Below are 24,331 nucleotides of genomic sequence, written 5' to 3' on the forward strand. Positions count from 1 at the left end.
GACGGCCGGCGCGGGCGGCAGGTCAGCCGACGATGTTCGGGATCTCCTGCACGCCGAACCAGAGCAGTTCGTGGTCCTCCGCGCCGTCGACGGTGAACTGCGCGTCGTCGTCACCGTGGTCGGCCGCGCCGAGCGCCGCGACAGCGGCCGTGACGTCGTCCACGGCATCGTCGGCGTCCACATGGACGGCCGCCGCCTTGGACATCGGCACGGTCCTGGCGACCCGAACCTCGCCGAGCGCACCGGCGTCGAGGACCCGGTCGGGATCGGCGACGGCGTCCTGGTCGGGCACGTCGACGGCCACGACCGCGCGGCGCCGGGCCGCGTCGGGGTCGCCGGCGATGAGACGCAGGGACGCGGCGGCGGCGCGGCTCAGCGCCGCGTACTCCAGTTCCTCGATGTCGTCGGAGACGTACCACTCGCGCAGTCCGGGCGTGACGGCGTAGGCGGTCAGCGGACCGGGGCCCAGTTCGCCCGCCTTGTGCGCCGCTGCGAGACCGGGGAGGGTCAGGGGGACGTACACGCGCATGACAGGCCGCTTTCGTAGTCGGTGATCGCCCTCAGGATACGTGCGGCGTCCCCCTTCGGGGTGCGCCCGCTCGCCCTCCCGCCGTCCACCCGGTACACCGTCGAGGGCCCGTGCGGCCCGCCCGTACAGCGCCTCGTCACACTGATAGGTGAACTTCACGACCGCCGCCCTGGGCGGTTTCGCCGCTTTGCGGCAAAGGTGCTCACGCCATAGAAGTTCCCCGTCGAAGCTACTTCCCGGTACCCATCCCGGGACCAGCACATCGGGGGCGATCCGTATGGACAGGACCAGGCCCGCAGGCCGCCACGACCAGCGCAGGCCCGCCGCCCACGCGGCGGCTGCGCTGACCCGGGCACGCGGCAGGCTGCACAAACCGCACTACTGGTTCGCCGACCGCCTGCTCGCGGTCCTGAGCGGCCGGCGACCGGTGCACTGGATGCTCGGGCACACGATCGGCGAGGCCTATGAACAGTTGGTGCGGCTCGCGCCGGGGACGCCGTTGCTTCCGGCGGACCGGGCCACGCCGGTCGTCCGCCACTGCGGCAAGTTCCACCCGGGGCCGGGCGTGATCGAAGCCTTCGCCCGCATCGGCTCGGGCGACCGGGTCAGCGCGATGGCTTTCCGGCTGGAGCAGGGCCGGGACCTGCGCTGGCGCTGCGCGGCGATCGAGGTCGCGGCGAACCGCTGAAACAGGCGGCCCGGGGAGGCGGTGGGCCCGACGCCGCGGCGTCCGGTCGTCCGGGGGTCTGATGCTGCTGGGGCGGAGCCGGACATGCGCTGCCCCGATGTACGGATGCCTGGGTGCCCGCCTGGAGGCCCCGAGCGGCTCGGCCGGGCTTGGGCCCGGCCGAGCCGCTCGGAACGCCCCCGTGCCGCCTGGAGGGCCGTCCGGGGGGGCGAGGAGCCAGGACCCAGCCGACCCGGTCGCCGCCGAGAAGCCAGGGCCTGGCCGCGGCCGGGCCGGTTCGGGCCAGCCCGGTCGCCCGAGCGGGCGGGCCAGACCGTCGGGGGGAGACGCGGCCGGGGCCGGACACCCCTCGGTGTCCGGCCCCGGCCGTCGGATGCTGCTACTCCGTCACTTCTTTCGACGACGTCCCGCCGTCTTCTGCGCCTTGCGGCGCTCCGCCCGCGTCATTCCGTCCGACTCCGACCGCGACTGGCCGTCGCCGTTCTCGAAGTCGCCCTCGATCACGCCGCCCTCGCCGTCCACCGTCGGAGCGGAGAAGTGCAGGCGGTCGGGACGCTGCGGCGTCTCGAGCCCCTTAGCGCGGATCTCGGGACGACCCGCGCCCGCCGGCACCGCGTCTTCCTTGGCCAGCGAGGTCTTCGCCGCCGCCTCCTGGACCGGGACCTCCTCGACCTGCTGCTCGACCTGGACCTCCAGGTTGAACAGGTAGCCGACGGACTCCTCCTTGATGCCCTCCATCATGGCGGTGAACATGTCGAAGCCCTCACGCTGGTACTCGACCAGGGGGTCCTTCTGCGCCATCGCGCGCAGGCCGATGCCCTCCTGGAGGTAGTCCATCTCGTAGAGGTGCTCGCGCCACTTGCGGTCCAGGACCGACAGCACCACGCGTCGCTCGAGTTCACGCATGATGTCCGAGCCGAGCTGCTTCTCACGCTCGTCGTACTGCTGGTGGATGTCGTCCTTGATCGAGTCGGCGATGAACTCGGCGGTGATACCGGCACGGTCGCCGGCTGCCTCCTCCAGTTCCTCGACGGTGATCTTCACCGGGTAGAGCTGCTTGAACGCGCCCCACAGGCGGTCCAGGTCCCACTCCTCGGCGAAGCCCTCGACCGTCTCCGCCTGGATGTAGGCGTCGATGGTGTCGTCCATGAAGTGACGCACCTGCTCGTGCAGGTCCTCGCCCTCCAGGACGCGACGGCGCTCGCCGTAGATGACTTCGCGCTGCCGGTTGAGCACCTCGTCGTACTTCAGGACGTTCTTACGGGTCTCGAAGTTCTGCTGCTCGACCTGGGACTGCGCGGAGGCGATCGCGCGCGTCACCATCTTGTTCTCGATCGGGACGTCGTCGGGCACGTTCGCCATCGACATCACGCGCTCGACCATCTGCGCCTTGAACAGGCGCATCAGGTCGTCGCCGAGCGAGAGGTAGAAACGGGACTCGCCGGGGTCGCCCTGACGGCCGGAACGTCCGCGCAGCTGGTTGTCGATACGGCGGGACTCGTGACGCTCGGTGCCCAGCACGTACAGGCCGCCGAGCTCCTTCACCTCGTCGTGCTCGGCCTTCACGGCCGCCTCGGCGCGCTCCAGCGCGGCAGGCAGGGCCGCGGCCCACTCCTCGACGTGCTCGACGGGGTCGAGACCGGCCTGGCGCAGCTCGGCCTCCGCGAGGTCGTCCGGGTTGCCGCCGAGCTTGATGTCGGTACCACGGCCGGCCATGTTCGTGGCGACGGTGACGGCGCCCTTGCGGCCGGCCTGGGCGACGATCGTCGCCTCACGGTCGTGCTGCTTGGCGTTGAGGACCTCGTGCTGGATGCCGCGCTTGCTCAGCTGCTGCGAGAGGTACTCGGACTTCTCGACCGAGGTGGTGCCGACGAGGATCGGCTGGCCCTTCTCGTGCTTCTCCGCGATGTCGTCGACGACGGCCGCGAACTTCGCGACCTCGGTGCGGTAGATCAGGTCGGACTGGTCCTTGCGGACCATCGGCCTGTTCGTCGGGATCGGCACGACACCGAGCTTGTAGATCTGGTGGAACTCGGCGGCCTCGGTCATCGCCGTACCGGTCATACCGGACAGCTTGTCGTAGAGGCGGAAGAAGTTCTGGAGGGTGATCGTGGCGAGCGTCTGGTTCTCGTCCTTGATGTCCACCCCTTCCTTCGCCTCGATCGCCTGGTGCATGCCCTCGTTGTAGCGGCGGCCGGCGAGGATACGGCCGGTGTGCTCGTCGACGATCATGACTTCGCCGTCGATGACGACGTAGTCCTTGTCCTTCTTGAACAGTTCCTTGGCCTTGATGGCGTTGTTCAGATAACCGACGAGGGGCGTGTTCACCGACTCGTAGAGGTTGTCGATGCCGAGCCAGTCCTCGACCTTGGCGACGCCGGACTCGTGGATCGCGACGGTGCGCTTCTTCTCGTCGACCTCGTAGTCGCCGGTCTCCTCGATGCCCTTGAGCTGGTTCCCCGCCTCGCCCCGGGTGAGACGCGTCACGAGCTTGGCGAAGTCGCCGTACCACTTGGTGGCCTGGTCGGCGGGGCCGGAGATGATCAAGGGCGTACGCGCCTCGTCGACGAGGATCGAGTCGACCTCGTCCACCACGGCGAAGTTGTGGCCGCGCTGGACGAGCTCGTCCTTGGACCACGCCATGTTGTCGCGCAGATAGTCGAAGCCGAACTCGTTGTTCGTGCCGTAGGTGATGTCGCAGTTGTACTGCTCACGGCGTTGGGCCGGCGACATGTTGGCGAGGATGCAGCCGACTTCGAGGCCCAGGAACTTGTGGACGCGGCCCATCATCTCGGAGTCGCGCTCGGCGAGGTAGTCGTTCACCGTGATCAGGTGGACGCCCTTGCCGGACAGCGCGTTCAGATAGGTGGGGAGCGTGCCGACGAGGGTCTTGCCCTCACCGGTCTTCATCTCTGCGACATATCCGAGGTGCAGGGCGGCGCCGCCCATGAGCTGGACGTCGTAGTGGCGCTGGCCGAGCACCCGCTTGGCGGCCTCACGCACGGTGGCGAACGCCTCGGGAAGCAGGTCGTCCAGGCTCTCACCGTCCGCGTAACGCTGCTTGTACTCGTCCGTGAGCGCCCGCAACTCGGCGTCGGAGAGGTTGACGAAGTCCTCTTCGATGGAGTTGACCTGGTCCGCGATGCGGTGCAGTTTGCGCAGGATCTTGCCTTCGCCTGCACGCATGAGCTTGTTGAAGACGGACACTGAGGTTGGTCTCCTTGCCGGTCGGGCCTGGCACTGGGTCTGTGGTGGACACTGGCGCGGGCACGGCAGGTGGGCCCCACCGCATCGGCCATCGTAAGCGAGGACCCGGCCGCGTCGGGAGGTCCATGGCCACTGAGGCCTGGTGTCCGCCATCAGGTGAACGCGCGGGAAGCGCTGAAGGTGCCGGTCGAGCACAGAAAGTGCTCGCATCGGCGCGCCGCGCTGGCAAGAATCCCGGCATGGAGCCGATCACCCTCACCACCGAACGCCTGCTGCTGCGGACCTTCACCCCCGAGGACACGAAGTCCGTCCACGAGGCCTGCCAGGATCCGGACATCCAGCGGTGGACGACGGTTCCCTCCCCCTACGAGTGGCAACACGCCGCCGAGTTCACCGAACAGACGGTCCCCGACGGCTGGCACAACGGCACCATGTGCACCTTCGCCGTCCTGCCGCGCGAGGGCGGGCCGCTGATGGGCTCGGTGGCCGTGACCATGCGCACCTTCTCCGGCACGTGGGAGATCGGTTTCTGGGCGGGCAGGGAACACCGGGGCCGGGGTGTCATGGCGGAGAGCCTCACCGCCGTCTCCCACTGGGCCTTCATGAGACTGGGCGCCACCCGTCTGGAATGGCGCGCCGAGGTCGGCAACGCGGCCTCGCGCGCGGTCGCGCAGAAGGCCGGCTTCCGCATGGAGGGGGAGCTGCGCGCGGCACTGCTCAACAAGGACACCCTGCGCGACGTGTGGGTCGGTGGACTGCTTCCGTCCGACCTCGGGCTGGCGAGCAACCACGCCTATCTGCCTGCCCGCCACTGAGTCCGGTTCCCGCCCGCGGCGAAGCCGTCATGAGGCGCCGCCTTGCCGGGCGGAGCACCGTGATTCCTGGTCGGGGGACCCTGTCTCGGCAGGGGGCGGGACTGTCAGTGGCGCCCTCTATGGTGCAGGACATGACGACGCCGCCACCCACCCTCGAACTCTCGGCCGACGAGGCCCGCCGCATCGCCCTGCGCGCCCAGGGGTTCCTGGGCGCTCCCGACAGGCGGAGCGGGGTGCGAGGAGTCCTGCGTCATCTCGGCGCCGTGCAGCTGGACACGATCTCGGTGCTGGCCCGCTCGCACGAGCTGATCCCGTACGCGCGGCTCGGCGCCGTCGGCCGCAAGGCGGTCGAGGACGCCTACTGGACGGGTGGCCACAGCTTCGAGTACTGGTCGCACGCTGCGTGCATCCTGCCCGTCGAGGAGTGGCCCCACTTCGCCTTCAGGCGGCGCGCCTACCGCGCCCGCCCGCAGTGGTACCACGACCTCCCGGACGGCGCGTACGACGCCGTGATCAAGCAACTGCGTGCGGAGGGCCCGCTGACCGCGACCGGCCTTGGCGGCGCGAACAACGGCGGGGAGTGGTGGGACTGGTCCGCCTCCAAGGTCGCCGTCGAACGCGCCCTGATGTACGGCGAGGTCGTGTGCACGGAGCGGCGCAGCTGGAAGCGGGTGTACGACCTCGCGGAGCGGGCGATCCCCGACGACCTGCTGCACGACGACCTGGACGACACCGAATGCCTGCGCCGTCTCGTGCGGCTGGCGGGTGAGTCGCTGGGCGTCGGCACGCGCGCGGACATCGCGGACTACCACCGCCTCAAGGGCGAGCAGTTCGACGCCGTCGTCGCGGACTCGGGGCTGGTGCCTGTCCGGGTCCAGGGCTGGGCCAAGCCCGCCTGGGCGGATCCGGCGGCGCTCGCCTCCCCGCCGCGCGGCCGGCACCGCACGACCCTGCTCTCGCCGTTCGACTCGCTGATCTGGGAGCGCGCACGGACCGAGCGCATCTTCGGCTTCACCCACCGGCTGGAGGCCTATGTCCCCAAGCAGAAGCGGGTGCACGGCTATTTCGCGATGCCGCTGCTCGCCGGTGGGAAGCTGCTGGGCCGTGTCGACCCGGCACGCGAGGGCAGGACGCTGGTGGCCCGCCAGGTCTCGCTGGACACTCCCAAGGCCGTGGCTCCGATGGCGCAGGCCCTGCGTGAGGCGGCGGAGTGGGTGGGCTGCGACTCCGTCCGCGTCGAGCGGATCGACCGCCCCGAGTTCATGGCGGACCTGGTCAAGGCCCTGGACTGACATCGCGGACCGGTCGGCCCGCCTGTACCCGACGGACCCCGGGGGCCTCGGCTACCGGATCTCGAGGATCTTCTCCCGCATCGCGTAGACCACGGCCTCCATCCTGGAGTGCAGCTGAAGCTTCTCCAGGATGTTCCGCACATGGTTCTTGACGGTGTTCTCCGAGATGAACAACTCCTTCGCGATGTCCCGGTTGTTCATGCCCGTCGCCACGAGCTTGAGCACCTCCAGCTCCCGGTCGGTGAGCCGTGGCGCGGGCACCAGCCTGCGCTCGTCGGTGCGCTGGATCATCGACTTGAACTCGGTGAGCAGCTTCGACGCCATGGAGGGGCTGATCTGTGACTGCCCGTCCGCAACCGCTCGGATGGCGGTCGCGACCTCGTCCGTGGAGATCTCCTTGAGGAGATAACCGGTCGCCCCCGCTTTGATCGCGTCGTAGAGGTCGGCCTCCTCGTCGCTGATCGTCAGCATGATGATCTTCGCGCTGGGGGCCACCTCCTTGATGGAGGTGCACGCCTCGATGCCACCCCGCTTCGGCATCCGCACATCCATCAGCACGATGTCCGGCAGCAGGTCGGCCGCCTTGTCCACGGCCTCCGCCCCGTCGCCCGCCTCACCGACGACCTCGATGCCCTCCTCGTGTGCGAGGACGATCTCCAGTCCCCGCCGGAACAGCGCGTGGTCGTCGACGACCAGGACCCGGATGGGCTCCTTGCCCCCGCCGCCCTCCTCCTCGCTCTGCCGTTCACCGTCCGAGTGCGTTTCACCGGGGTGGCCCGTACTGCCGTGCACCGGACCGAAAGTGTCCGCCATCGTTCCTCCCCCTGAGGCCGTGGCCCGAAGATCATGTGTGGTCCGCCAACGTCAGTGCGGGGCGCACCGGTTGGCTTACGACGTCATGCTTTCATGCCCGGGCGACAATGCGGTGATCCTGTTGTCGCACGAGGGTGCCCCTGGGGGCGCACGAGGCGCTCCAGGGGCACCGGGATTCTTCGTCGACAGGGCTACGGGATTTCGGCGTCAGCCGCCGAGCGCACCTCCGGCGCCGCCTGCCTCGGAGCCGGCCAAGGGGTCCGTCTCCAGGTGAATGACGCCGTAGTCGTAGGCGTGTCGCCGGTAGACGACACTGGGCTGCTTCGTCTCGGAGTCGACGAAGAGATAGAAGTCGTGCCCGACCAGCTCCATTTCGTAGAGCGCCTGGTCGAGCGTCATCGGTGCTGCTGTGTGCAGCTTCTCGCGGACCACCAGCGGTCCTTCACCCTGCACCTCGATCGAGCCGATCTTGGTGGTGGGAACGGACTCGGTCGCCTCCTGGGCGAGGGGCCGGCCGTTGGTGGCGCTCAACTCTGCGACGCCGGGGACGACATCGACCACCTCGGCCGCGGACAGGCGGCCGGCGCCACGCCGGTTGTGGCGCTTCTCGTGCTGCTTGCGAAGGCGAGCCTCCAGCTTGCCGGTCGCGAGGTCCAGCGCTGCGTACGGGTCCGCGGCCGCGGCCTCGGCCCGGATCACCGGGCCCCGCGAGCGGAGTGTGATCTCCACGCGGTCGGAACGGTCGGCCTGCCGCGGGTTGTGCTCCTTGGACACCTCGACGTCGAGGCTGATCACCTTGCCGTCGAGCTTCTGGATCTTCTCCAGCTTCAGCTTCTCGGCCACGTGCTTGCGGAACCGCTCGGGCACCTCGGTCTTGCGGCCCTTGACGACGATGTCCACGCAGAACTCCGTTCCCGGATTCGCTCCGCCCGCTCACCGGCTGCGGAGCATCTCCCTCTTGCACCAGGCTCCGGTGATCTCCGGAGCCTCGGACTTGGCGACTTTCACCTCCTCCTCCCCAGTCGGCAAGATCTCCACTCACCCAATTTTTGAAGTGTCGCCGCCGCGCTTTCCCGACCGGGAAAACCGGCAGCCATTCGGTGAGGTGTGCTTGTCGCCATTCCTCACACCGAACATAGCTCTCTGGGACGGGTGTCGGCACCCGCTACTCGGAGGTACCTCCGATCAGGGGTTTTTGTCCTGTCACTAGCAGCAACGACGCGGGTTCTCATTCAGTTCCGGTTTATGTCGAAGGACATCGGTGGAACGGCGACGACCGCCGCCCGGGCCGGCACCGCGGCACCCGGATCCGACCCACTCACGGCACTCAGTGCCCGCGCCGCCTCGACGAGCGTCGCCCCGGTCGTCATGAGATCGTCCACGATCACCGCCCTGCCGCCCGCCAGGAGCCGCGCACCTCCGGCCCGGACCTCCAGGGCTCCCGCCACGTTCGCGAGCCTCTCGCGGGCCGTGAGGCCCGCCTGGTCGGCCATCCGGCGCCGCTGCCGCAGAACCGGGAGCACCCGCACGGCCCGGCCCGTACGCCGCAGCTCGGCCGCAGCCGCAAGGGCGATACGCCGTGCCGCGTCGTGACCACGCGCCCGGACGGCGCCCGGCGCGGAGGGCACGGGCACGAGCAGCACGGGCCCGCCCGAACCGTTCGCGCGTCCCACGGTCGCCCGCACGGAGGCGGCCAGTGCCGCCCCGAGCGGCCCGGCCAGCCCGAGCGCGCCCCGCTCCTTGTGCGCCAGGATCACGGCGCGGACCGAGTCGGTGTAGGCCGCCGCGGCGTGCACCACAGGGAGCCCCGCGGGCTCCGGCACCGGTCTGGCCCTGCGTGCCGCATGCCGGTGCAGCGACTGCTCGCACCCCTCGCACAGCTGCGTGCGGGGCGTGCCGCAGCCGCCGCAGACAGCAGGGATCACCAGACCGGAGATTTCGCGCCACCACGCCCGCATGAGGACCACTGTGGCAGGGCGGCGGACAGCCCGGCAGGCCCTGTGGACAACACTGCCGGGCGGTCCGCCACCGCGCCTCTAGCCCGGGTAGACCGGCGCGGTGCCTTCCTTGACCAGCGTCTGCCAGTTGGCGCCGGCGGGCAGGCGCACGATGCCGTCCTCCTGCGAGTAGGCCACGAGCGGCTGGCTCTCGTCGTCCGACGCGGCGACCGACTTCACCTGGTTGAGGCCCGGCAGGATCCCCTTGGGGACGGTCGAGCCGTCCGTCTGGATGTACCGCACCTGCTGAACGCCGCCGGCCTCCTTGCCGACCACGACAAGCCTGCTCGGCCCCGCCCACGACACCGCCGTGACGGCCTCCATCTGCGGTGCGGCGGGCCGCAGTTCGGTGACGGTCACCACGGGATCGTCGCTGTCGCCGTGCCGTTCCACGCGCCCGATCTTCAGGGTCGTACTGCCGCCCTCGGTCAGCAGCAGCGCGATCCGCGCACCGTCCGCGGACACCTTCACCGCCTGGATGCGCGCTCCGTCCAGCCCTGGAACGATCTTGACCTCCTCCGCGGCGTCCGCGTCGTTCTGCAGGCGTTTGAGTGCCGGCGCGTCCGGATCCCGGTCGGCCACCCACAGATCCCCACGCCCGTCCCAGCTGGGCGCCGTCAGACGGTTGTCGGGTCCCTTGCCGGCGCTGGTGATCACCGGGTCGCCCAGCTTGCTGTCGGAGACGATCGACGCCACGTACAGCCTGCTGAAGTCGCCGGCGACGGCCGCGGCCTTGTGTTCGTCCCTCGCCACACCGACCGCGTCCACCGCGAGGCGGCCGTCACCGAAGGGGCCTGCCACGTTCTGCGGTTCTCCGGCCTCCGCCGCCCCCGCCGCCAACAGGGCCAGGCGGCGCTTGCTGTCGACGAAGTACTGGTTGTCCGGGCGGCCGGAGGAGTGGTCCGGCGCGTAGCCCTCGGCCTGGCCGGCACTCATCACACACAGCTGCGATCCGTTCGCGCGCAGCAGTTCGACCTGCTCGAGCCTCGCCGCCGACAGGTCCTTGATGGTGAACATGATCTGCGCCGCCATCTTCATGCACTGCGTGCGCCCCACGTTCGACGCCTTGTCGTCCAAAGGCACCTTCAGGCCGTTGCGGTCGTCGAAGGACAGCGACGTGGCGCCGTCCTTGAGCTTCATCGCCGTACCGGTCGGGAACCGCGACTCGACAACCGGCTTCAGCCAGTTCGTGGGCCCTTCCAGCAGTGCCTTGACCGCCTGGGTCACCGGGTCCATCCGGGTCACGGGATCCTGCCGCTGCCTGATGTAGACCGGGTCGGCGACCACGACGTCGCGTCCGGAGGCGAAGTAGTACTTGTTGACCGAGCGATAGTTGCGCTCGAAGTCGGAGGCGCCCAGCAGCAGCCCGGAGGGCAGGCTGTCGATGCGCCACTGCTTACCGTCGGGGCCCGCCTTCTGCGACAGATGGATGGTCCGGCGGTACTCGCTCGGCGTAACGGGCTGGTAGGCGTGCTGCGCGTCGACGGTGGCGATGTGCTGTCCGAGCAGCGGGTAACTCATCCCGGGGTTGTCCCGGCGGCCCGGGATCGGCACGCCCGGGTCCGGGGCCGACGCCAGCACCGTCGTGCTCGCCTCCGGCTGCCACTTCTCCGACGCCTCCGGTGTCAGGTACGAGCGTGCGGTGTCGAAGTTGGTGTCGTCACTGGTCATCGCCTCGAGGAAGCCCGTGACGATCTCGTCGGGGGTCGCGTCCTTCCTCGGCGGCACCGCGTACACCCGCACCTGCGAGTCCGCCCGCTGAGACGCCTTGACGGCGTGGACATCGCCGGTGTCCGGCATCGACGCGCACCCGGCCAGCAGCACTCCGCTGCAGCCGAGCAGCGCCGCTGCACGCCGCACGCCCGCCTGCCCGTGACGACGGGTGTCAGCGCCCACGAGTCGTTTCCTCCCGCTCCGATGAAGCCCTCGCAGCGGGAAGGTCGCCCCGCTCTCCTGCCTGCCGTGCCACCACGCGTGAGCCGTTGCCCGGCAGCGCTGTCGGGTCGACCTCGGGGGGCGCGCTGCGCGGCGGCAGCGGTGACAGGTCCGACGCCGTCTGAGCTGGCACGGACGTCATCCGGTGCCCGTTCCCCTCAGATTTCCCCGACGAGGCCGCACGCTCCCGGTTCTGCCGCGAGTCCTCCGGCTCCAGCGGTATCGGGCTGCCGCGCAGCGGCTCGTCCGCCGTGCGCGGCAGGGTCAGGCGGAACTGCGAGCCGCCACCCGGCTCGCCCCACGCCTGCAGCCAGCCACCGTGCAGCCTGGCGTCCTCGACGGCGATCGACAGGCCGAGGCCGGTACCGCCCGTGGTCCGTGCACGCGCCGGATCGGCACGCCAGAACCTGTTGAACACACGCGTCGCCTCGCCGGGCTTGAGACCCACGCCGTAGTCCCGCACCGCGACCGCGACGGCGCCGCCCGCCACGGCCATACGGACCACGACGTCCTTGCCGTCACCGTGCTCGACGGCGTTGACCACGAGATTGCGCAGCACTCGCTCGACCCGCCGGGCATCGGCCTCGGCGACGACGGGCTGCTCATCGCCGAGGACCCGTATACGGCTGCCCTTGCGTTCCGCCAGCGGCTCGGCGCCGCCGATGACCCGCCGTACGACCTCGCGCAGATCTATCGGCTCCGCCTCGAGCGCGGCGGCGCCCGCGTCGAACCTGCTGATCTCCAGCAGGTCGGAGAGCAGCGACTCGAAGCGGTCGAGCTGGTCACCGAGGAGTTCGGCGGAGCGTGCCGTCACCGGGTCGAAGTCGCTGCGCGCCTCGTGAATGACATCGGCGGCCATCCGCACCGTCGTCAGCGGCGTACGCAGCTCGTGCGAAACGTCCGAGACGAAGCGGCGCTGCATCCTGGAGAGCTCCTCGAGCTGCTGGATCTTCAGCTGAAGGTTCTGCGCCATCTTGTTGAACGCCTCGCCGAGCCTGGCGATGTCGTCCTCGCCGGTGACCTTCATCCGCTCCTGGAGCCGGCCCGCCGCGAGACGCTCCGCGATCCCGGCCGCCATCCGTACGGGGGTGACGATCTGGCGCACCACCAACCAGGCGATGGCGCCGAGCAGCACCACGACGAAGAGTCCCGCCGTGGCGAGGGTGCCTCTGACCAGGTTCAGCGACTGTTCCTCCTGCGCCAGGGGGAACACGTAGTACAGCTCGTAGGGATTGCCCTCGATGTCGTTCAGCTGTGTGCCCACGACGAGCCCGGGCTCGGGATCGACCACGTTGTCCGTGTAACGGATGCTGAGGTACGTCTCGAACGTCCCCCCGCCCTGCCGCACGGCGTCCCGCAGATCCTGCGGGATGCTCGCCGGGTCCACGCCACCCGAGGTGCGCGGCGCACGGCTGGTACCCGCGCCCTGGGCGTCGGCGCTGAGCGCGACCACGTTGAAAGCGCCCTGGCCGCCACTGGAAAGCTGCACGACGAGATCGGAACGCCACGTACGGGCGTTCCCGTCCGCCGCGTTGTCGCCCTGTCCGCCGCCTGGGCCGATCGGCGCGTTCGCCTTCTCCCTGGCGACAGCGAAACCGCCGGCCGCCTGACTCTGCGCCGCCTGGCCCTTGGCGTCGAGCAGACCGTTGCGCACCTGTCCGATGACGACGAACCCGAGCAGCACCACTACGCCCAGTGACATCAAGAGGGTGCTCACGACCACCCGGAGCTGAATGTTCCGACGCCACAGCCTCACGGCAGGTAGCAGGGGACGGCGCACCCAGCGCATGACGAGCCGGGGCACCGGCCCGCCGGGGGCGCTTTCCTGGAGCAGCCGTCCGCCATGGAGCAGACGGCCGAATCGCGAGGGCCCACGCCCCGGTCCGGCAGCCCGCCCCGTACGGACCCCCGGCTCGCCGGGCTTCGGAGCAACGCTGCCATTGGACATGTCAGCTCGGCCCGGCCTTGTAACCGACACCACGGACGGTCACCACGATCTCCGGCCGCTCGGGATCCTTCTCGACCTTGGAGCGCAGCCGTTGCACATGCACGTTCACCAGCCGGGTGTCGGCGGCGTGGCGGTAGCCCCATACCTGCTCCAGCAGCACCTCTCGGGTGAACACCTGCCAGGGCTTGCGCGCCAGTGCGACCAGCAGGTCGAACTCCAGGGGGGTCAGCGCTATCGACTGCCCGTCCCGCTTCACGGAGTGACCGGCGACGTCGATGACCAGGTCCCCGATCGTCAGCTGCTCCGGCGCGGGCTCCTCCGACCTCCGCAGCCGGGCCCGGATCCGGGCGACCAGTTCCTTCGGCTTGAACGGCTTGACGATGTAGTCGTCGGCCCCGGACTCGAGCCCGACCACGACATCGACGGTGTCGCTCTTGGCAGTGAGCATCACGATCGGAACACCCGACTCCGCCCGAATCAGCCTGCACACCTCGATGCCGTCCCTTCCGGGCAGCATGAGGTCGAGCAGCACCAGATCCGGCTTGGCCTCCCTGAAAGCGGCAAGTGCCTTGTCACCGTCCGCTACGAACGACGGCTCGAAACCTTCACCACGCAGCACAATGCCGAGCATCTCGGCCAGTGCGGTGTCGTCGTCGACGACAAGGACTCGTCCCTTCATAAACGACATCATCCCATTAGCTAATCGTTACCTGGCGTGACCTGGCACACAGCTCCGCTACGCCGCCCACGGTGACCGGCGACAACACCCCCTCCTCGGTGACGATCGCCGTCACCAGATCCGGCGGCGTGACATCGAATGCGGGGTTGTACGCCTGGGTTCCCAGGGGGGCCACTGTCTGCCCGCCGCTTCCGGCGCCGGCCACTGCGGACTGCGGGGATGTTACCTCCGTCACCTCGTGCCCAGGCCGCTGCTCCACCTCGATCGCCGCGGCGTCCGGTGTCGCCAGGTCGATCGTCGTCGTGGGGGCGACCACGATGAACGGCACATGGTGGTACTTGGCGAGCACGGCCAGCGGATAGCTCCCGACCTTGTTCGCCACCGAGCCGTCCGCGGCGATCCGGTCCGCCCCGATCAGCACGGCGTCCACCTCTCCGGCCGCGAACAGGGAGCCCGCGGCGTTGTCCGTCAGCAGCGTGTAGGGCAGTCCGTTGCGTGCCGCCTCGTAGGCGGTGAGCCGGGAGCCCTGCAGCAGCGGCCGCGTCTCGTCCACCCACAGCCGTTGGAGCCGGCCCTCCCGGTGCGCCGAGAGCGCAACGGCGAACGCCGTGCCCTCACCGCCCGACACCAGTGCCCCGGTGTTGCAGTGCGTCAGGATCCGGTGACCCCCGCCTGGCAGTAGCTCATCGAGCAGCGCCAGACCGTGCCGGGCCATCAGCCGGCTGGCCTCTTCGTCACGGCGGTGCAGTTCCTCGGCCGCCGCGAGCGCCGCGCGGGCCGCCTCTTCGCCATCGGCCCCACGCTCGACGGCGGTCCGGTACGCGGACGCCGCCAGCCGCACCCCGTACCCGAGGTTGACGGCGGTGGGCCGCGCCGTCTCCAGCAGCTCCGCGGCCTCGTCCACGTCGAAGCCCCGCAGCGCCGCGAGGGCCACGCCGTAAGCACCGGCGATGCCGAGGAGCGGCGCCCCGCGCACCGCGAGCGTGCGGATGGCCCGCACCAGGACAGAAACGTCGGTGCAGACCAGCTCGACCTCTTCGGCGGGGAGCCGTGTCTGGTCGAGAAGTACCAGTACGGGCCCTTCGGGCGGCTCGTCCCAGCGCAGCACGGGAAGCTTCGACGGCTCGGCACCCACCGGGTTTTGTACGTACTGATCAGCCATCCGCCCAGTCTGCCCGGTGCCGCTCCGACAATGAAGCTACGAAGCTGACCCGGGCTCCGGTCCGCGGACAGCTCGCGCGTGGCACGATGGCAGCCAACCGGCCGCCCGGACAGGCGGAAGGACACTGTGAACGCGCCGGCTCGACGGGTCGGCCCCGTGAACGATCCATGAGGTGGACGACCGTGAACGACACTCCGGGTTGGGCATCGCCCGGATCGGCTCCTTCCGAAGGCCAGAACGGCCCCGGCGTACCGCAGCCCGCGCCGCCCGCGGACGGAAGCGGTCCTGCCTCGAAGTGGTCCAAGGAGCAGCCCCCTCCCGGACAGTGGTCCGCGCCGACCGGCCCCGGCCGGGTCCCCGGCCCGCCCCCGCCGCAATGGGGCGGCGGCAGGCACCACGGCGGCGGCTGGGGCGGGCCCCCCGCCGCGGCAAAGCCGGGAGTCATCCCGCTTCGGCCCCTCGGCGTCGGGGAAATCCTCGACGGCGCGGTGTCGACGCTGCGTGCGCACTGGCGCACGGTCCTGAGCGTGACGATCACGGTCTCCGTCATCTCCCAGATCTGCAGCATCCTTGTGGAGCGTTACCTGCTCCCGGCGCCTCCCGAGGTCGATCCCAATGCGACGCCTGAGGAGACGCTGAAGCAGTCCGTCGAGTCGCTGCAGGCGAGCCTGGTGGCCCTCGGCCCCGCTCTGTTGATCACCTTGATCGGCACTCTGCTCACCACCGCTCTGCTCACTGTGGTGATCAGCCGCTCGGTGCTCGGCCGCCCGATCACCCTCGCAGAGGCCTGGCGCGAGGCCAGGCCACGACTCCCGCACCTTCTGGGGCTCACCCTGCTGCTGCCGCTGGGCAGCGCCGCGATCATGACCGTCGGCGTACTGCCGGGAATGCTCATCGGCGGCGCGGGCGTGCTCCTCTCCGTGGTCGGCGGTCTCGCCGCCATCACCGTCATCATCTGGCTGATGGTCCGCTTCGCCCTGGCGTCCCCCGCTCTCGTGCTGGAACGTCAAGGCGTCATCACTTCGCTGCGCCGCTCCGCCAAGCTCGTCCAAGGTGCCTGGTGGCGCATCTTCGGGATCACACTGCTGACCCTGCTGCTGGTCTTCGTCGTGAGCATGGTCATCGCCATCCCGTTCACGATCATCGGCTTCGCGGTGGACGGCGCCGGAGTCGGTGATCTGTTCACCGGTACCGGCCCCGACTTCGGCTGGCCCTTCCTGATCATCACGGGCATCGGATCCGTGATCGCCTCGTCGATCACCTACCCGATCTCCGCCGGCGTGACGGTGCTCCTCTACGTCGACCAGCGCATCCGCCGCGAAGCGCTCGACCTCGAACTCGCGCGTGCAGCCGGCGTCTCCGGCTACGGGTCGGCGCCTCCCGGTGACCGCTCCACCGGGGGCTGATGCGGTGTTGGGCACGGGGGGCGCGACGGCGGCACTGCTGGCCGTCGCGAGCGACGACGTACCGGTGGACACTCCGCGCGACCCCGCACGCGAGGCGGCGGAGCGAGAGCTGTCCAGGCCGATGTACCACGAGAACGACCCGAACCTTCTCGAGCGCGCCCTCGACCGCTTCTGGGAGTGGGTCGACAGTCTCTTCGGCGCGGCATCGAGCGGCACGCCGGGCGGCTTGATCGGCCTGGTCGCCGTCATCCTCGTCGTCGTCGCCCTCGCGGCCGCCCTGTGGTGGCGGCTCGGTAAGCCCCAGCGCATGGTCCGTACGTCGTCGGACTCCCTCTTCGAAGACGGTCCGCGCAGCGCTTCCGCGCACCGCGCCGCGGCGGACAAGCACGCCGCCGCCGAACGGTGGAACCAGGCGGTGCAGGAGCGCATGCGCGCCATCGTCCGCTCACTGGAGGAACGCACGCTCCTCGACGCCAGGCCGGGCCGTACCGCCGACGAGGCCGCCGCGGAAGCGGGGCGTCCACTCCCCCACCACGCCGACGAACTACGCGCCGCGGCCCGTGTCTTCGATGACGTCACGTACGGCGGTCGCACCGCCGATCGGCAGGCGTACGAACGACTTCGGGACTTGGACCTCGCCCTGGAGAGCACCAAGCCCCTGTCGGCCACCGCCGCCGAGGGAGCCGCCGAATGACCGGCCTCACGGGCAGCACCACGTCCATGTCGCCCTCCACCCGCCAGGTCTGGAACCGGGTCCGGGGCCTGCTCCTCGTGCTCCTCCTTCTCGTCGTGGCCGGTATCGCCATGGCGGCACTGCGCTCGGGCGATCACCACGGCCGTCTCGACCCACGCTCCGTGGACCGGAACGGCAGCCGTGCTGTCGCCGAACTCCTCAAGGACCGGGGAATCTCGACCAGGGTCGTCACCACGCTGGCCGACGCCACCGCCGCAGCCGGCGCCGACACCACCGTCCTCGTCACCGAGCCCGACATGCTGACGACCACTCAGCAGCAGGTCTTCCGGTCCGCGACCCTCTCCGCCGGCGGACGAACAGTGCTGATCGCCCCCGGCTTCTCCTCCATCGGCACACTCGCGCCGGACGTCGACATCGAATCCCGGACCGAGGTGTCCGAGCGCAGCCCCCGGTGCGACCTCCCCGCCGCCCGCCGCGCAGGCACCGCCGATCTCGGCGGAGTGCGCTACTCGCCGGAGCCACCCGGCGCCGACAGTTGCTACCCGAGCGACGGCCTTCCCTCCCTTGTGAGGCTCGACGCGCCGAACGACGGTGACATCGTCCTGTTGGGCGCTCCGGACATCCTCTACAACGATCGTCTCGACAAGCACGGCAATGCCTCCCTCGCCTTGCAACTACTCGGGTCCCGGCCCGAAGTGGTCTGGTACATCCCTGCTCTCGACGACCCTTCCGCGGCGAGCCCCGCCGACGGAGACGGCGACGACCAGGGCACCGGCGAAACGGACGGCGAGGACACGTTCTTCAATCTGATCCCCGGCGGCTGGCTGTGGGGCACGCTGCAACTCCTCGTGGCGGCCGTCCTGGCGGCCGTCTGGCGTGCCCGCCGGCTCGGCCCTCTGGTGACCGAGCAACTGCCGGTCGCCATCCGCGCGTCGGAGTCAACCGAGGGCCGCGCCCGTCTCTACCGCAAGGTGAACGCGCGCGACCGCGCAGCCGCCTCGCTCCGTTCCGCCACGAGAGCCCGCCTTTCCCCGCTTCTCGGTGTCTCCGCCGCCGACACCCACTCGCCCGACGCCCTGCTTCCCGCGGTCTCCGCGCACCTCCCCCAGGGTGAACACGACCTCCGTGAACTGCTCTTCGGCGCTCCACCGGCCGACGACACCGCACTCGTTCGACTCGCAGACCAACTCGACGCCCTCGAAAGAGAGGTACGCACCTCATGAGCGCCCCGACCCCCGAGACAGCCGAGAGCTCGGACCGCGCCCGCGCCTCCCTGGAGGCCCTGCGCACCGAGATCGCCAAGGCCGTGGTCGGCCAGGACCCCGCTGTCACCGGTCTCGTCGTGGCTCTGCTCTGCCGCGGTCACGTCCTTCTCGAGGGAGTGCCGGGCGTCGCCAAGACACTCCTGGTGCGTGCCCTGGCTGCGTCACTCGAGCTCGACACGAAGCGCGTCCAGTTCACCCCCGACCTCATGCCGAGCGACGTCACCGGGTCCCTTGTCTACGACAGCCACACGTCCGAGTTCTCGTTCCAGCCCGGGCCGGTCTTCACGAACCTCCTTCTCGCCGACGAGATCAACCGCACACCGCCCAAGACCCAGTCGTCGCTCCTCGAAGCGATGGAGGAGCGACAGGTGACGGTCGACGGCACGCCTCGTCCGCTCCCCGATCCCTTCCTCGTCGCCGCGACGCAGAACCCCGTCGAATACGAGGGCACCTACCCCCTTCCGGAAGCACAGCTGGACCGCTTCCTCCTCAAGCTGACGGTTCCCCTCCCCTCCCGCGAGGACGAGATCAATGTCCTGACCCGACACGCGGAGGGCTTCAATCCCCGCGATCTCGAAGCGGCGGGGGTACGTCCCGTTGCCGGCCCTGCGGAACTGGAAGCGGCCCGTGTCGCCGTGGCCAAGACCTCCATCTCCGCCGAGATTGCCGCTTATGTCGTCGATATCTGCCGTGCCACGCGTGAATCCCCCTCACTCACTCTGGGTGCCTCCCCCCGAGGCGCAACCGCGCTGCTGTCCACCGCCCGCGCCTGGGCCTGGCTCACCGGGCGCGACTACGTCATCCCGGACGATGTGAAGGCCCTCGCCCTGCCCACCCTTCGGCACCGGATGCAGCTCCGGCCCGAGGCGGAGATGGAGGGAGTCACCGCCGACTCCGTCATCACCGCGATCCTCGCCCACGTCCCCGTACCGCGCTGAGGCACCGATGGCTCTCACAGGACGAACCGCACTCCTGGCCGCGCTCGGCTCACTCCCCGTAGGCATCCTCGCTCCGAGCTGGACCGGGATGCTCGCTGTCAACGCGCCCCTCTCACTCGCAATCCTGTGCGACTACGCCCTCGCCGCGCCAGTGCGAACGCTTCGGTTCACCCGAAATGGTGATACATCCGTTCGACTCGGTGACGCCGTGAAGGTAGACCTGATGGTCACCAACCCGTCGGGGCGGCGCCTGCGGGCCGACCTTCGCGATGCCTGGCCGCCGAGCAGTTGGAGACCGGGTGCGGAGCAGTCCGCCTCACGCCACAAGGTGACCGTTCCGGCCGGCGAGCGCCGCCGGCTCACCACGGTCCTGCAACCCACACGACGTGGCGACCGCCGACCGGACCGCATCACGATCCGCTCTTACGGGCCGCTGGGCCTGGCGGCCCGGCAGGGCAATCACAAGGTCCCTTGGACGGTCCGCGTTCTCCCGCCGTTCACGAGCCGCAAGCACCTGCCGTCCCGCCTGGCGCGACTGCGCGAACTCGACGGCCGCACCAGTGTGCTGATCCGGGGCCAGGGAACGGAGTTCGACAGTCTTCGCGACTACGTGCCCGGGGACGACACCCGCTCCATCGACTGGCGGGCCACCGCGCGTCGGACCACCGTTGCCGTGCGCACATGGCGCCCGGAACGGGACCGGCACATCTTGATCGTTCTCGACACGGGACGCACCTCGGCGGGACGCGTCGGGGATGTCCCGCGCCTGGACGCCGCGATGGACGCCGCGCTCCTGCTGGGCGCGCTGGCGTCACGGGCCGGTGACCGGATCGGACTGCTCGCGTACGACCGCCGCATCCGCGCCCAGGTCGTCGGTCGGTCCGCAGGCGACGTTCTTCCGGCCATGGTCAACGCGTTCGCTCCCCTGGAGCCGGAACTGGTCGAGACAGATGCCCGCGGCCTCAGCGCTGCCGCGCTGACGAACGCCCCCCGCCGGTCCCTCATCGTCCTTCTGACGAGCCTCGACGCCGCTCCCGTCGAGGAGGGCCTGCTGCCCGTCCTCCCGCAGCTCACACAGCGCCACACCGTTCTCGTGGCCTCTGTGGGGGACCCTCACATCGAACGCATGAAGGCGACACGCGGCTCGGTCGACGGCGTCTACGACGCCGCGGCAGCGACCCAGGCGCAGTCCCAGCGCAGCCGGGCGGCGGAACAGTTGCAGCGCCACGGGGTCACTGTTGTGGATGCGACGCCGGAGAAGATCGCGCCCGCCCTCGCCGATGCCTATCTCGCTCTCAAAGCAGCCGGTCGCCTCTGAACCCGCACTCCTTCAGATGCGGCCGGCTCGCCCGGGAACCGGCGCCCCTGTCGTACGGGAATTGCCCCTGAACGCAGGAAAGCCCCGCACCAGAGGTGCGGGGCTTTCCCACAATGATTGTTCGGCGGCGTCCTACTCTCCCACAGGGTCCCCCCTGCAGTACCATCGGCGCTGAAAGGCTTAGCTTCCGGGTTCGGAATGTAACCGGGCGTTTCCCTAACGCAATGACCACCGAAACACTATGAAGTTGGAACTCAAGCCGGCAAGGCGAGTTCGTTACTTCAGAACTAACACAGTGGACGCGAGCAACTGAGGACAAGCCCTCGGCCTATTAGTACCGGTCAACTCCACCCCTTACAGGGCTTCCATATCCGGCCTATCAACCCAGTCGTCTACTGGGAGCCTTACCCTCTCAAGGAGGTGGGAGTCCTCATCTCGAAGCAGGCTTCCCGCTTAGATGCTTTCAGCGGTTATCCTTTCCGAACGTAGCCAACCAGCCATGCCCTTGGCAGGACAACTGGCACACCAGAGGTTCGTCCGTCCCGGTCCTCTCGTACTAGGGACAGCCCTTCTCAAGACTCCTACGCGCACAGCGGATAGGGACCGAACTGTCTCACGACGTTCTAAACCCAGCTCGCGTACCGCTTTAATGGGCGAACAGCCCAACCCTTGGGACCGACTCCAGCCCCAGGATGCGACGAGCCGACATCGAGGTGCCAAACCATCCCGTCGATATGGACTCTTGGGGAAGATCAGCCTGTTATCCCCGGGGTACCTTTTATCCGTTGAGCGACGGCGCTTCCACAAGCCACCGCCGGATCACTAGTCCCGACTTTCGTCCCTGCTCGACCCGTCGGTCTCACAGTCAAGCTCCCTTGTGCACTTACACTCAACACCTGATTGCCAACCAGGCTGAGGGAACCTTTGGGCGCCTCCGTTACCCTTTGGGAGGCAACCGCCCCAGTTAAACTACCCATCAGACACTGTCCCTGATCCGGATCACGGACCCAGGTTAGACATCCAGCACGACCAGAGTGGTATTTCAACGACGACTCCACCTGAACTGGCGTCCAAGCTTCACAGTCTCCCACCTATCCTACACAAGCCGAACCGAACACCAATATCAAACTGTAGTAAAGGTCCCGGGGTCTTTCCGTCCTGCTGCGCGAAACGAGCATCTTTACTCGTAGTGCAATTTCACCGGGCCTATGGTTGAGACAGTCGAGAAGTCGTTACGCCATTCGTGCAGGTCGGAACTTACCCGACAAGGAATTTCGCTACCTTAGGATGGTTATAGTTACCACCGCCGTTTACTGGCGCTTAAGTTCTCAGCTTCGCCACCCCGAAGAGTGACTAACCGGTCCCCTTAACGTTCCAGCACCGGGCAGGCGTCAGTCCGTATACATCGCCTTACGGCTTCGCACGGACCTGTGTTTTTAGTAAACAGTCGCTTCTCGCTGGTCTCTGCGGCCACCCCCAGCTCACCGAGTAAATCGGATCACCAGTGATGGCCCCCCTTCTCCCGAAGTTACGGGGGCATTTTGCCGAGTTCCTTAACCATAGTTCACCCGAACGCCTCGGTATTCTCTACCTGACCACCTGAGTCGGTTTAGGGTACGGGCCGCCATGAAACTCGCTAGAGGCTTTTCTCGACAGCATAGGATCATCCACTTCACCACAATCGGCTCGGCATCAGGTCTCAGACTATGTGTGAGGCGGATTTGCCTACCCCACGTCCTACACCCTTACCCCGGGACAACCACCGCCCGGGCTGGACTACCTTCCTGCGTCACCCCATCGCTTACCTACTACAAGTCTGGTTCGTCGGCTCCACCACTCCGACCTCGTCCGAAGACTCAGCCGGCGGCTTCACGGACTTAGCATCGCCTGATTCGATATTGGGCGTTTCAAAGCGGGTACCGGAATATCAACCGGTTGTCCATCGACTACGCCTGTCGGCCTCGCCTTAGGTCCCGACTTACCCTGGGCAGATCAGCTTGACCCAGGAACCCTTAGTCAATCGGCGCACACGTTTCTCACGTGTGTATCGCTACTCATGCCTGCATTCTCACTCGTGAACCGTCCACAACTCGCTTCCGCGGCTGCTTCACCCGGCACACGACGCTCCCCTACCCATCCCAGCGGGCGTTGGCCCTCATGCTGGAATGACACGACTTCGGCGGTACGCTTGAGCCCCGCTACATTGTCGGCGCGGAATCACTTGACCAGTGAGCTATTACGCACTCTTTCAAGGGTGGCTGCTTCTAAGCCAACCTCCTGGTTGTCTCTGCGACTCCACATCCTTTCCCACTTAGCGTACGCTTAGGGGCCTTAGTCGATGCTCTGGGCTGTTTCCCTCTCGACCATGGAGCTTATCCCCCACAGTCTCACTGCCGCGCTCTCACTTACCGGCATTCGGAGTTTGGCTAAGGTCAGTAACCCGGTAGGGCCCATCGCCTATCCAGTGCTCTACCTCCGGCAAGAAACACACGACGCTGCACCTAAATGCATTTCGGGGAGAACCAGCTATCACGGAGTTTGATTGGCCTTTCACCCCTAACCACAGGTCATCCCCCAGGTTTTCAACCCTGGTGGGTTCGGTCCTCCACGAAGTCTTACCTCCGCTTCAACCTGCCCATGGCTAGATCACTCCGCTTCGGGTCTAGAGCGTGCAACTCGATCGCCCTGTTCGGACTCGCTTTCGCTACGGCTTCCCCACACGGGTTAACCTCGCTACACACCGCTAACTCGCAGGCTCATTCTTCAAAAGGCACGCAGTCACGACTGCATGTGCAAGCACATACAGCGACGCTCCCACGGCTTGTAGGCACACGGTTTCAGGTACTATTTCACTCCGCTCCCGCGGTACTTTTCACCATTCCCTCACGGTACTATCCGCTATCGGTCACCAGGGAATATTTAGGCTTAGCGGGTGGTCCCGCCAGATTCACACGGGATTTCTCGGGCCCCGTGCTACTTGGGTGTCTCTCAAACGAGCCGCATGAATTTCAGCTACGGGGGTCTTACCCTCTACGCCGGACCTTTCGCATGTCCTTCGCCTATTCATACGGTTTCTGACTCGTCTCATTGCCGGCAGACAATGAAAGAGAGATCCCACAACCCCGTATGCGCAACCCCTGCCGGGTATCACACGCATACGGTTTGGCCTCATCCGGTTTCGCTCGCCACTACTCCCGGAATCACGGTTGTTTTCTCTTCCTGAGGGTACTGAGATGTTTCACTTCCCCTCGTTCCCTCCACACTGCCTATGTGTTCAGCAGCGGGTGACAGCCCATGACGACTGCCGGGTTTCCCCATTCGGAAACCCCCGGATCAAAGCCTGGTTGACGGCTCCCCGGGGACTATCGTGGCCTCCCACGTCCTTCATCGGTTCCTGGTGCCAAGGCATCCACCGTGCGCCCTTAAAAACTTGGCCACAGATGCTCGCGTCCACTGTGTAGTTCTCAAGCAACGACCAGCCACCCATCACCCCACCTGCAAGGTGAGTTCACTGGGGCCGGCATCCCGAAGGACGAGCAACGCTCGCACCCTCAGACACCCAACAGTGTGCCCGGCCCTCTCGCCGTCCCCGAGTCCGTGTTCCACGCCGAAGCAGTACTGACAGACCAGAGATGGTCAAGAGTG

General features: G+C 68.1%; 17 protein-coding genes and 2 rRNA genes. 8 read left to right on the forward strand and 11 right to left on the reverse strand.

The window, feature by feature from the left end; translation table 11 throughout:
• Nucleotides 1-22: 22 nt before the first annotated feature.
• Nucleotides 23-529, reverse strand: coding sequence for a DUF6912 family protein (locus tag MDN94_RS03770; protein WP_482724555.1), 507 nt, complete (start codon nucleotides 527-529; stop codon nucleotides 23-25).
• A 277-nt stretch (nucleotides 530-806) separates the two neighbouring features.
• Here MDN94_RS03770 and MDN94_RS03775 point away from each other — a divergent pair, with 277 nt between their 5' ends.
• On the forward strand, nucleotides 807-1,217 hold the full coding sequence (locus tag MDN94_RS03775; protein ID WP_482724556.1) for an Rv3235 family protein: 411 nt from the start codon (nucleotides 807-809) through the stop codon (nucleotides 1,215-1,217).
• A 387-nt stretch (nucleotides 1,218-1,604) separates the two neighbouring features.
• Here the strand turns inward: MDN94_RS03775 and secA are convergent, their stop codons facing one another.
• Nucleotides 1,605-4,424, reverse strand: a complete 2,820-nt coding sequence (secA, locus tag MDN94_RS03780; RefSeq protein WP_482724557.1) for a preprotein translocase subunit SecA — start codon at nucleotides 4,422-4,424, stop codon at nucleotides 1,605-1,607.
• A gap of 239 nt (nucleotides 4,425-4,663) precedes the next feature.
• Between secA and MDN94_RS03785 the strand changes: the two genes are divergently transcribed.
• Nucleotides 4,664-5,239, forward strand: coding sequence for a GNAT family N-acetyltransferase (locus MDN94_RS03785; protein WP_482724558.1), 576 nt, complete (start codon nucleotides 4,664-4,666; stop codon nucleotides 5,237-5,239).
• A gap of 131 nt (nucleotides 5,240-5,370) precedes the next feature.
• Complete coding sequence (locus tag MDN94_RS03790; protein WP_482724559.1) at nucleotides 5,371-6,531, forward strand: winged helix-turn-helix domain-containing protein; 1,161 nt, start codon at nucleotides 5,371-5,373, stop codon at nucleotides 6,529-6,531.
• A 51-nt stretch (nucleotides 6,532-6,582) separates the two neighbouring features.
• Here MDN94_RS03790 and MDN94_RS03795 read toward each other — a convergent pair whose 3' ends face one another.
• The 7 genes from MDN94_RS03795 to mtnA form a co-directional block, all read right to left on the reverse strand.
• A complete protein-coding gene (locus tag MDN94_RS03795; protein WP_482724560.1) occupies nucleotides 6,583-7,344 on the reverse strand; it encodes a response regulator in 762 nt (253 codons plus the stop codon).
• A gap of 207 nt (nucleotides 7,345-7,551) precedes the next feature.
• Nucleotides 7,552-8,244, reverse strand: coding sequence for a ribosome hibernation-promoting factor, HPF/YfiA family (hpf, locus tag MDN94_RS03800; RefSeq protein ID WP_159691493.1), 693 nt, complete (start codon nucleotides 8,242-8,244; stop codon nucleotides 7,552-7,554).
• A gap of 332 nt (nucleotides 8,245-8,576) precedes the next feature.
• Nucleotides 8,577-9,302 (reverse strand): ComF family protein, encoded by a 726-nt coding sequence (locus MDN94_RS03805; protein WP_482724561.1) that lies wholly within the window; start codon nucleotides 9,300-9,302, stop codon nucleotides 8,577-8,579.
• Between the two features lie 78 nt (nucleotides 9,303-9,380).
• Nucleotides 9,381-11,237: an LpqB family beta-propeller domain-containing protein gene (locus tag MDN94_RS03810; RefSeq protein WP_482724562.1), complete on the reverse strand. Its 1,857-nt coding sequence runs from the start codon at nucleotides 11,235-11,237 to the stop codon at nucleotides 9,381-9,383.
• On the reverse strand, nucleotides 11,227-13,224 hold the full coding sequence (gene mtrB, locus MDN94_RS03815) for an MtrAB system histidine kinase MtrB (protein WP_482724563.1): 1,998 nt from the start codon (nucleotides 13,222-13,224) through the stop codon (nucleotides 11,227-11,229). Before mtrB ends, MDN94_RS03810 begins: the two co-directional genes overlap by 11 nt.
• Nucleotide 13,225: 1 nt before the next feature.
• Nucleotides 13,226-13,915 (reverse strand): two-component system response regulator MtrA, encoded by a 690-nt coding sequence (mtrA, locus tag MDN94_RS03820; protein WP_005316841.1) that lies wholly within the window; start codon nucleotides 13,913-13,915, stop codon nucleotides 13,226-13,228.
• Nucleotides 13,916-13,919: 4 nt separating this feature from the next.
• The gene (mtnA, locus tag MDN94_RS03825; RefSeq protein ID WP_482724564.1) at nucleotides 13,920-15,065 is read right to left on the reverse strand and encodes an S-methyl-5-thioribose-1-phosphate isomerase; all 1,146 of its coding nucleotides are present in this window, start codon (nucleotides 15,063-15,065) and stop codon (nucleotides 13,920-13,922) included.
• 182 nt (nucleotides 15,066-15,247) lie between these two features.
• On the opposite strand from mtnA, the gene MDN94_RS03830 reads away from it, so the two are divergent.
• The 5 genes from MDN94_RS03830 to MDN94_RS03850 are packed head-to-tail and all read left to right on the forward strand — an operon-like array spanning nucleotide 15,248 to nucleotide 20,686.
• Entirely contained in the window at nucleotides 15,248-16,471 is a 1,224-nt protein-coding gene (locus MDN94_RS03830) for a DUF7847 domain-containing protein (protein ID WP_482724565.1), read from the forward strand.
• Nucleotides 16,472-16,475: 4 nt separating this feature from the next.
• Nucleotides 16,476-17,165, forward strand: coding sequence for a DUF4129 domain-containing protein (locus tag MDN94_RS03835; protein ID WP_482724566.1), 690 nt, complete (start codon nucleotides 16,476-16,478; stop codon nucleotides 17,163-17,165).
• Nucleotides 17,162-18,388 carry a DUF4350 domain-containing protein gene (locus MDN94_RS03840; protein ID WP_482724567.1) on the forward strand — a complete coding sequence of 409 codons (1,227 nt, stop codon included), beginning with the start codon at nucleotides 17,162-17,164 and terminating at the stop codon, nucleotides 18,386-18,388. The genes MDN94_RS03835 and MDN94_RS03840 overlap by 4 nt, the downstream gene beginning before the upstream one ends.
• On the forward strand, nucleotides 18,385-19,368 hold the full coding sequence (locus MDN94_RS03845) for an AAA family ATPase (protein ID WP_482724568.1): 984 nt from the start codon (nucleotides 18,385-18,387) through the stop codon (nucleotides 19,366-19,368). The genes MDN94_RS03840 and MDN94_RS03845 overlap by 4 nt, the downstream gene beginning before the upstream one ends.
• A 7-nt stretch (nucleotides 19,369-19,375) precedes the next feature.
• The gene (locus MDN94_RS03850) at nucleotides 19,376-20,686 is read left to right on the forward strand and encodes a DUF58 domain-containing protein (RefSeq protein ID WP_482724569.1); all 1,311 of its coding nucleotides are present in this window, start codon (nucleotides 19,376-19,378) and stop codon (nucleotides 20,684-20,686) included.
• Between the two features lie 119 nt (nucleotides 20,687-20,805).
• Here the strand turns inward: MDN94_RS03850 and rrf are convergent.
• Together rrf and MDN94_RS03860 are read right to left on the reverse strand one after the other, a co-directional pair.
• A 5S ribosomal RNA gene (gene rrf / locus MDN94_RS03855) occupies nucleotides 20,806-20,922 on the reverse strand.
• Between the two features lie 75 nt (nucleotides 20,923-20,997).
• A 23S ribosomal RNA gene (locus tag MDN94_RS03860) occupies nucleotides 20,998-24,122 on the reverse strand.
• Between the last annotated feature and the right edge of the window lie 209 nt (nucleotides 24,123-24,331).

The sequence above is a fragment of the Streptomyces sp. WAC00040 genome (assembly GCF_056835925.1).

Bases quoted from the DNA above. Each gene is read 5' to 3' on its own strand.
- MDN94_RS03845 (WP_482724568.1), top strand. From the start codon at position 18,385: ATGAGCGCCCCGACCCCCGAGACAGCCGAGAGCTCGGACCGCGCCCGC.
- mtnA (WP_482724564.1), bottom strand. From the start codon at position 15,065: ATGGCTGATCAGTACGTACAAAACCCGGTGGGTGCCGAGCCGTCGAAG.
- MDN94_RS03785 (WP_482724558.1), top strand. From the start codon at position 4,664: ATGGAGCCGATCACCCTCACCACCGAACGCCTGCTGCTGCGGACCTTC.
- MDN94_RS03850 (WP_482724569.1), top strand. From the start codon at position 19,376: ATGGCTCTCACAGGACGAACCGCACTCCTGGCCGCGCTCGGCTCACTC.
- MDN94_RS03775 (WP_482724556.1), top strand. From the start codon at position 807: ATGGACAGGACCAGGCCCGCAGGCCGCCACGACCAGCGCAGGCCCGCC.
- MDN94_RS03795 (WP_482724560.1), bottom strand. From the start codon at position 7,344: ATGGCGGACACTTTCGGTCCGGTGCACGGCAGTACGGGCCACCCCGGT.
- mtrA (WP_005316841.1), bottom strand. From the start codon at position 13,915: ATGATGTCGTTTATGAAGGGACGAGTCCTTGTCGTCGACGACGACACC.
- MDN94_RS03790 (WP_482724559.1), top strand. From the start codon at position 5,371: ATGACGACGCCGCCACCCACCCTCGAACTCTCGGCCGACGAGGCCCGC.
- MDN94_RS03840 (WP_482724567.1), top strand. From the start codon at position 17,162: ATGACCGGCCTCACGGGCAGCACCACGTCCATGTCGCCCTCCACCCGC.
- MDN94_RS03805 (WP_482724561.1), bottom strand. From the start codon at position 9,302: ATGCGGGCGTGGTGGCGCGAAATCTCCGGTCTGGTGATCCCTGCTGTC.
- mtrB (WP_482724563.1), bottom strand. From the start codon at position 13,224: ATGTCCAATGGCAGCGTTGCTCCGAAGCCCGGCGAGCCGGGGGTCCGT.
- MDN94_RS03770 (WP_482724555.1), bottom strand. From the start codon at position 529: ATGCGCGTGTACGTCCCCCTGACCCTCCCCGGTCTCGCAGCGGCGCAC.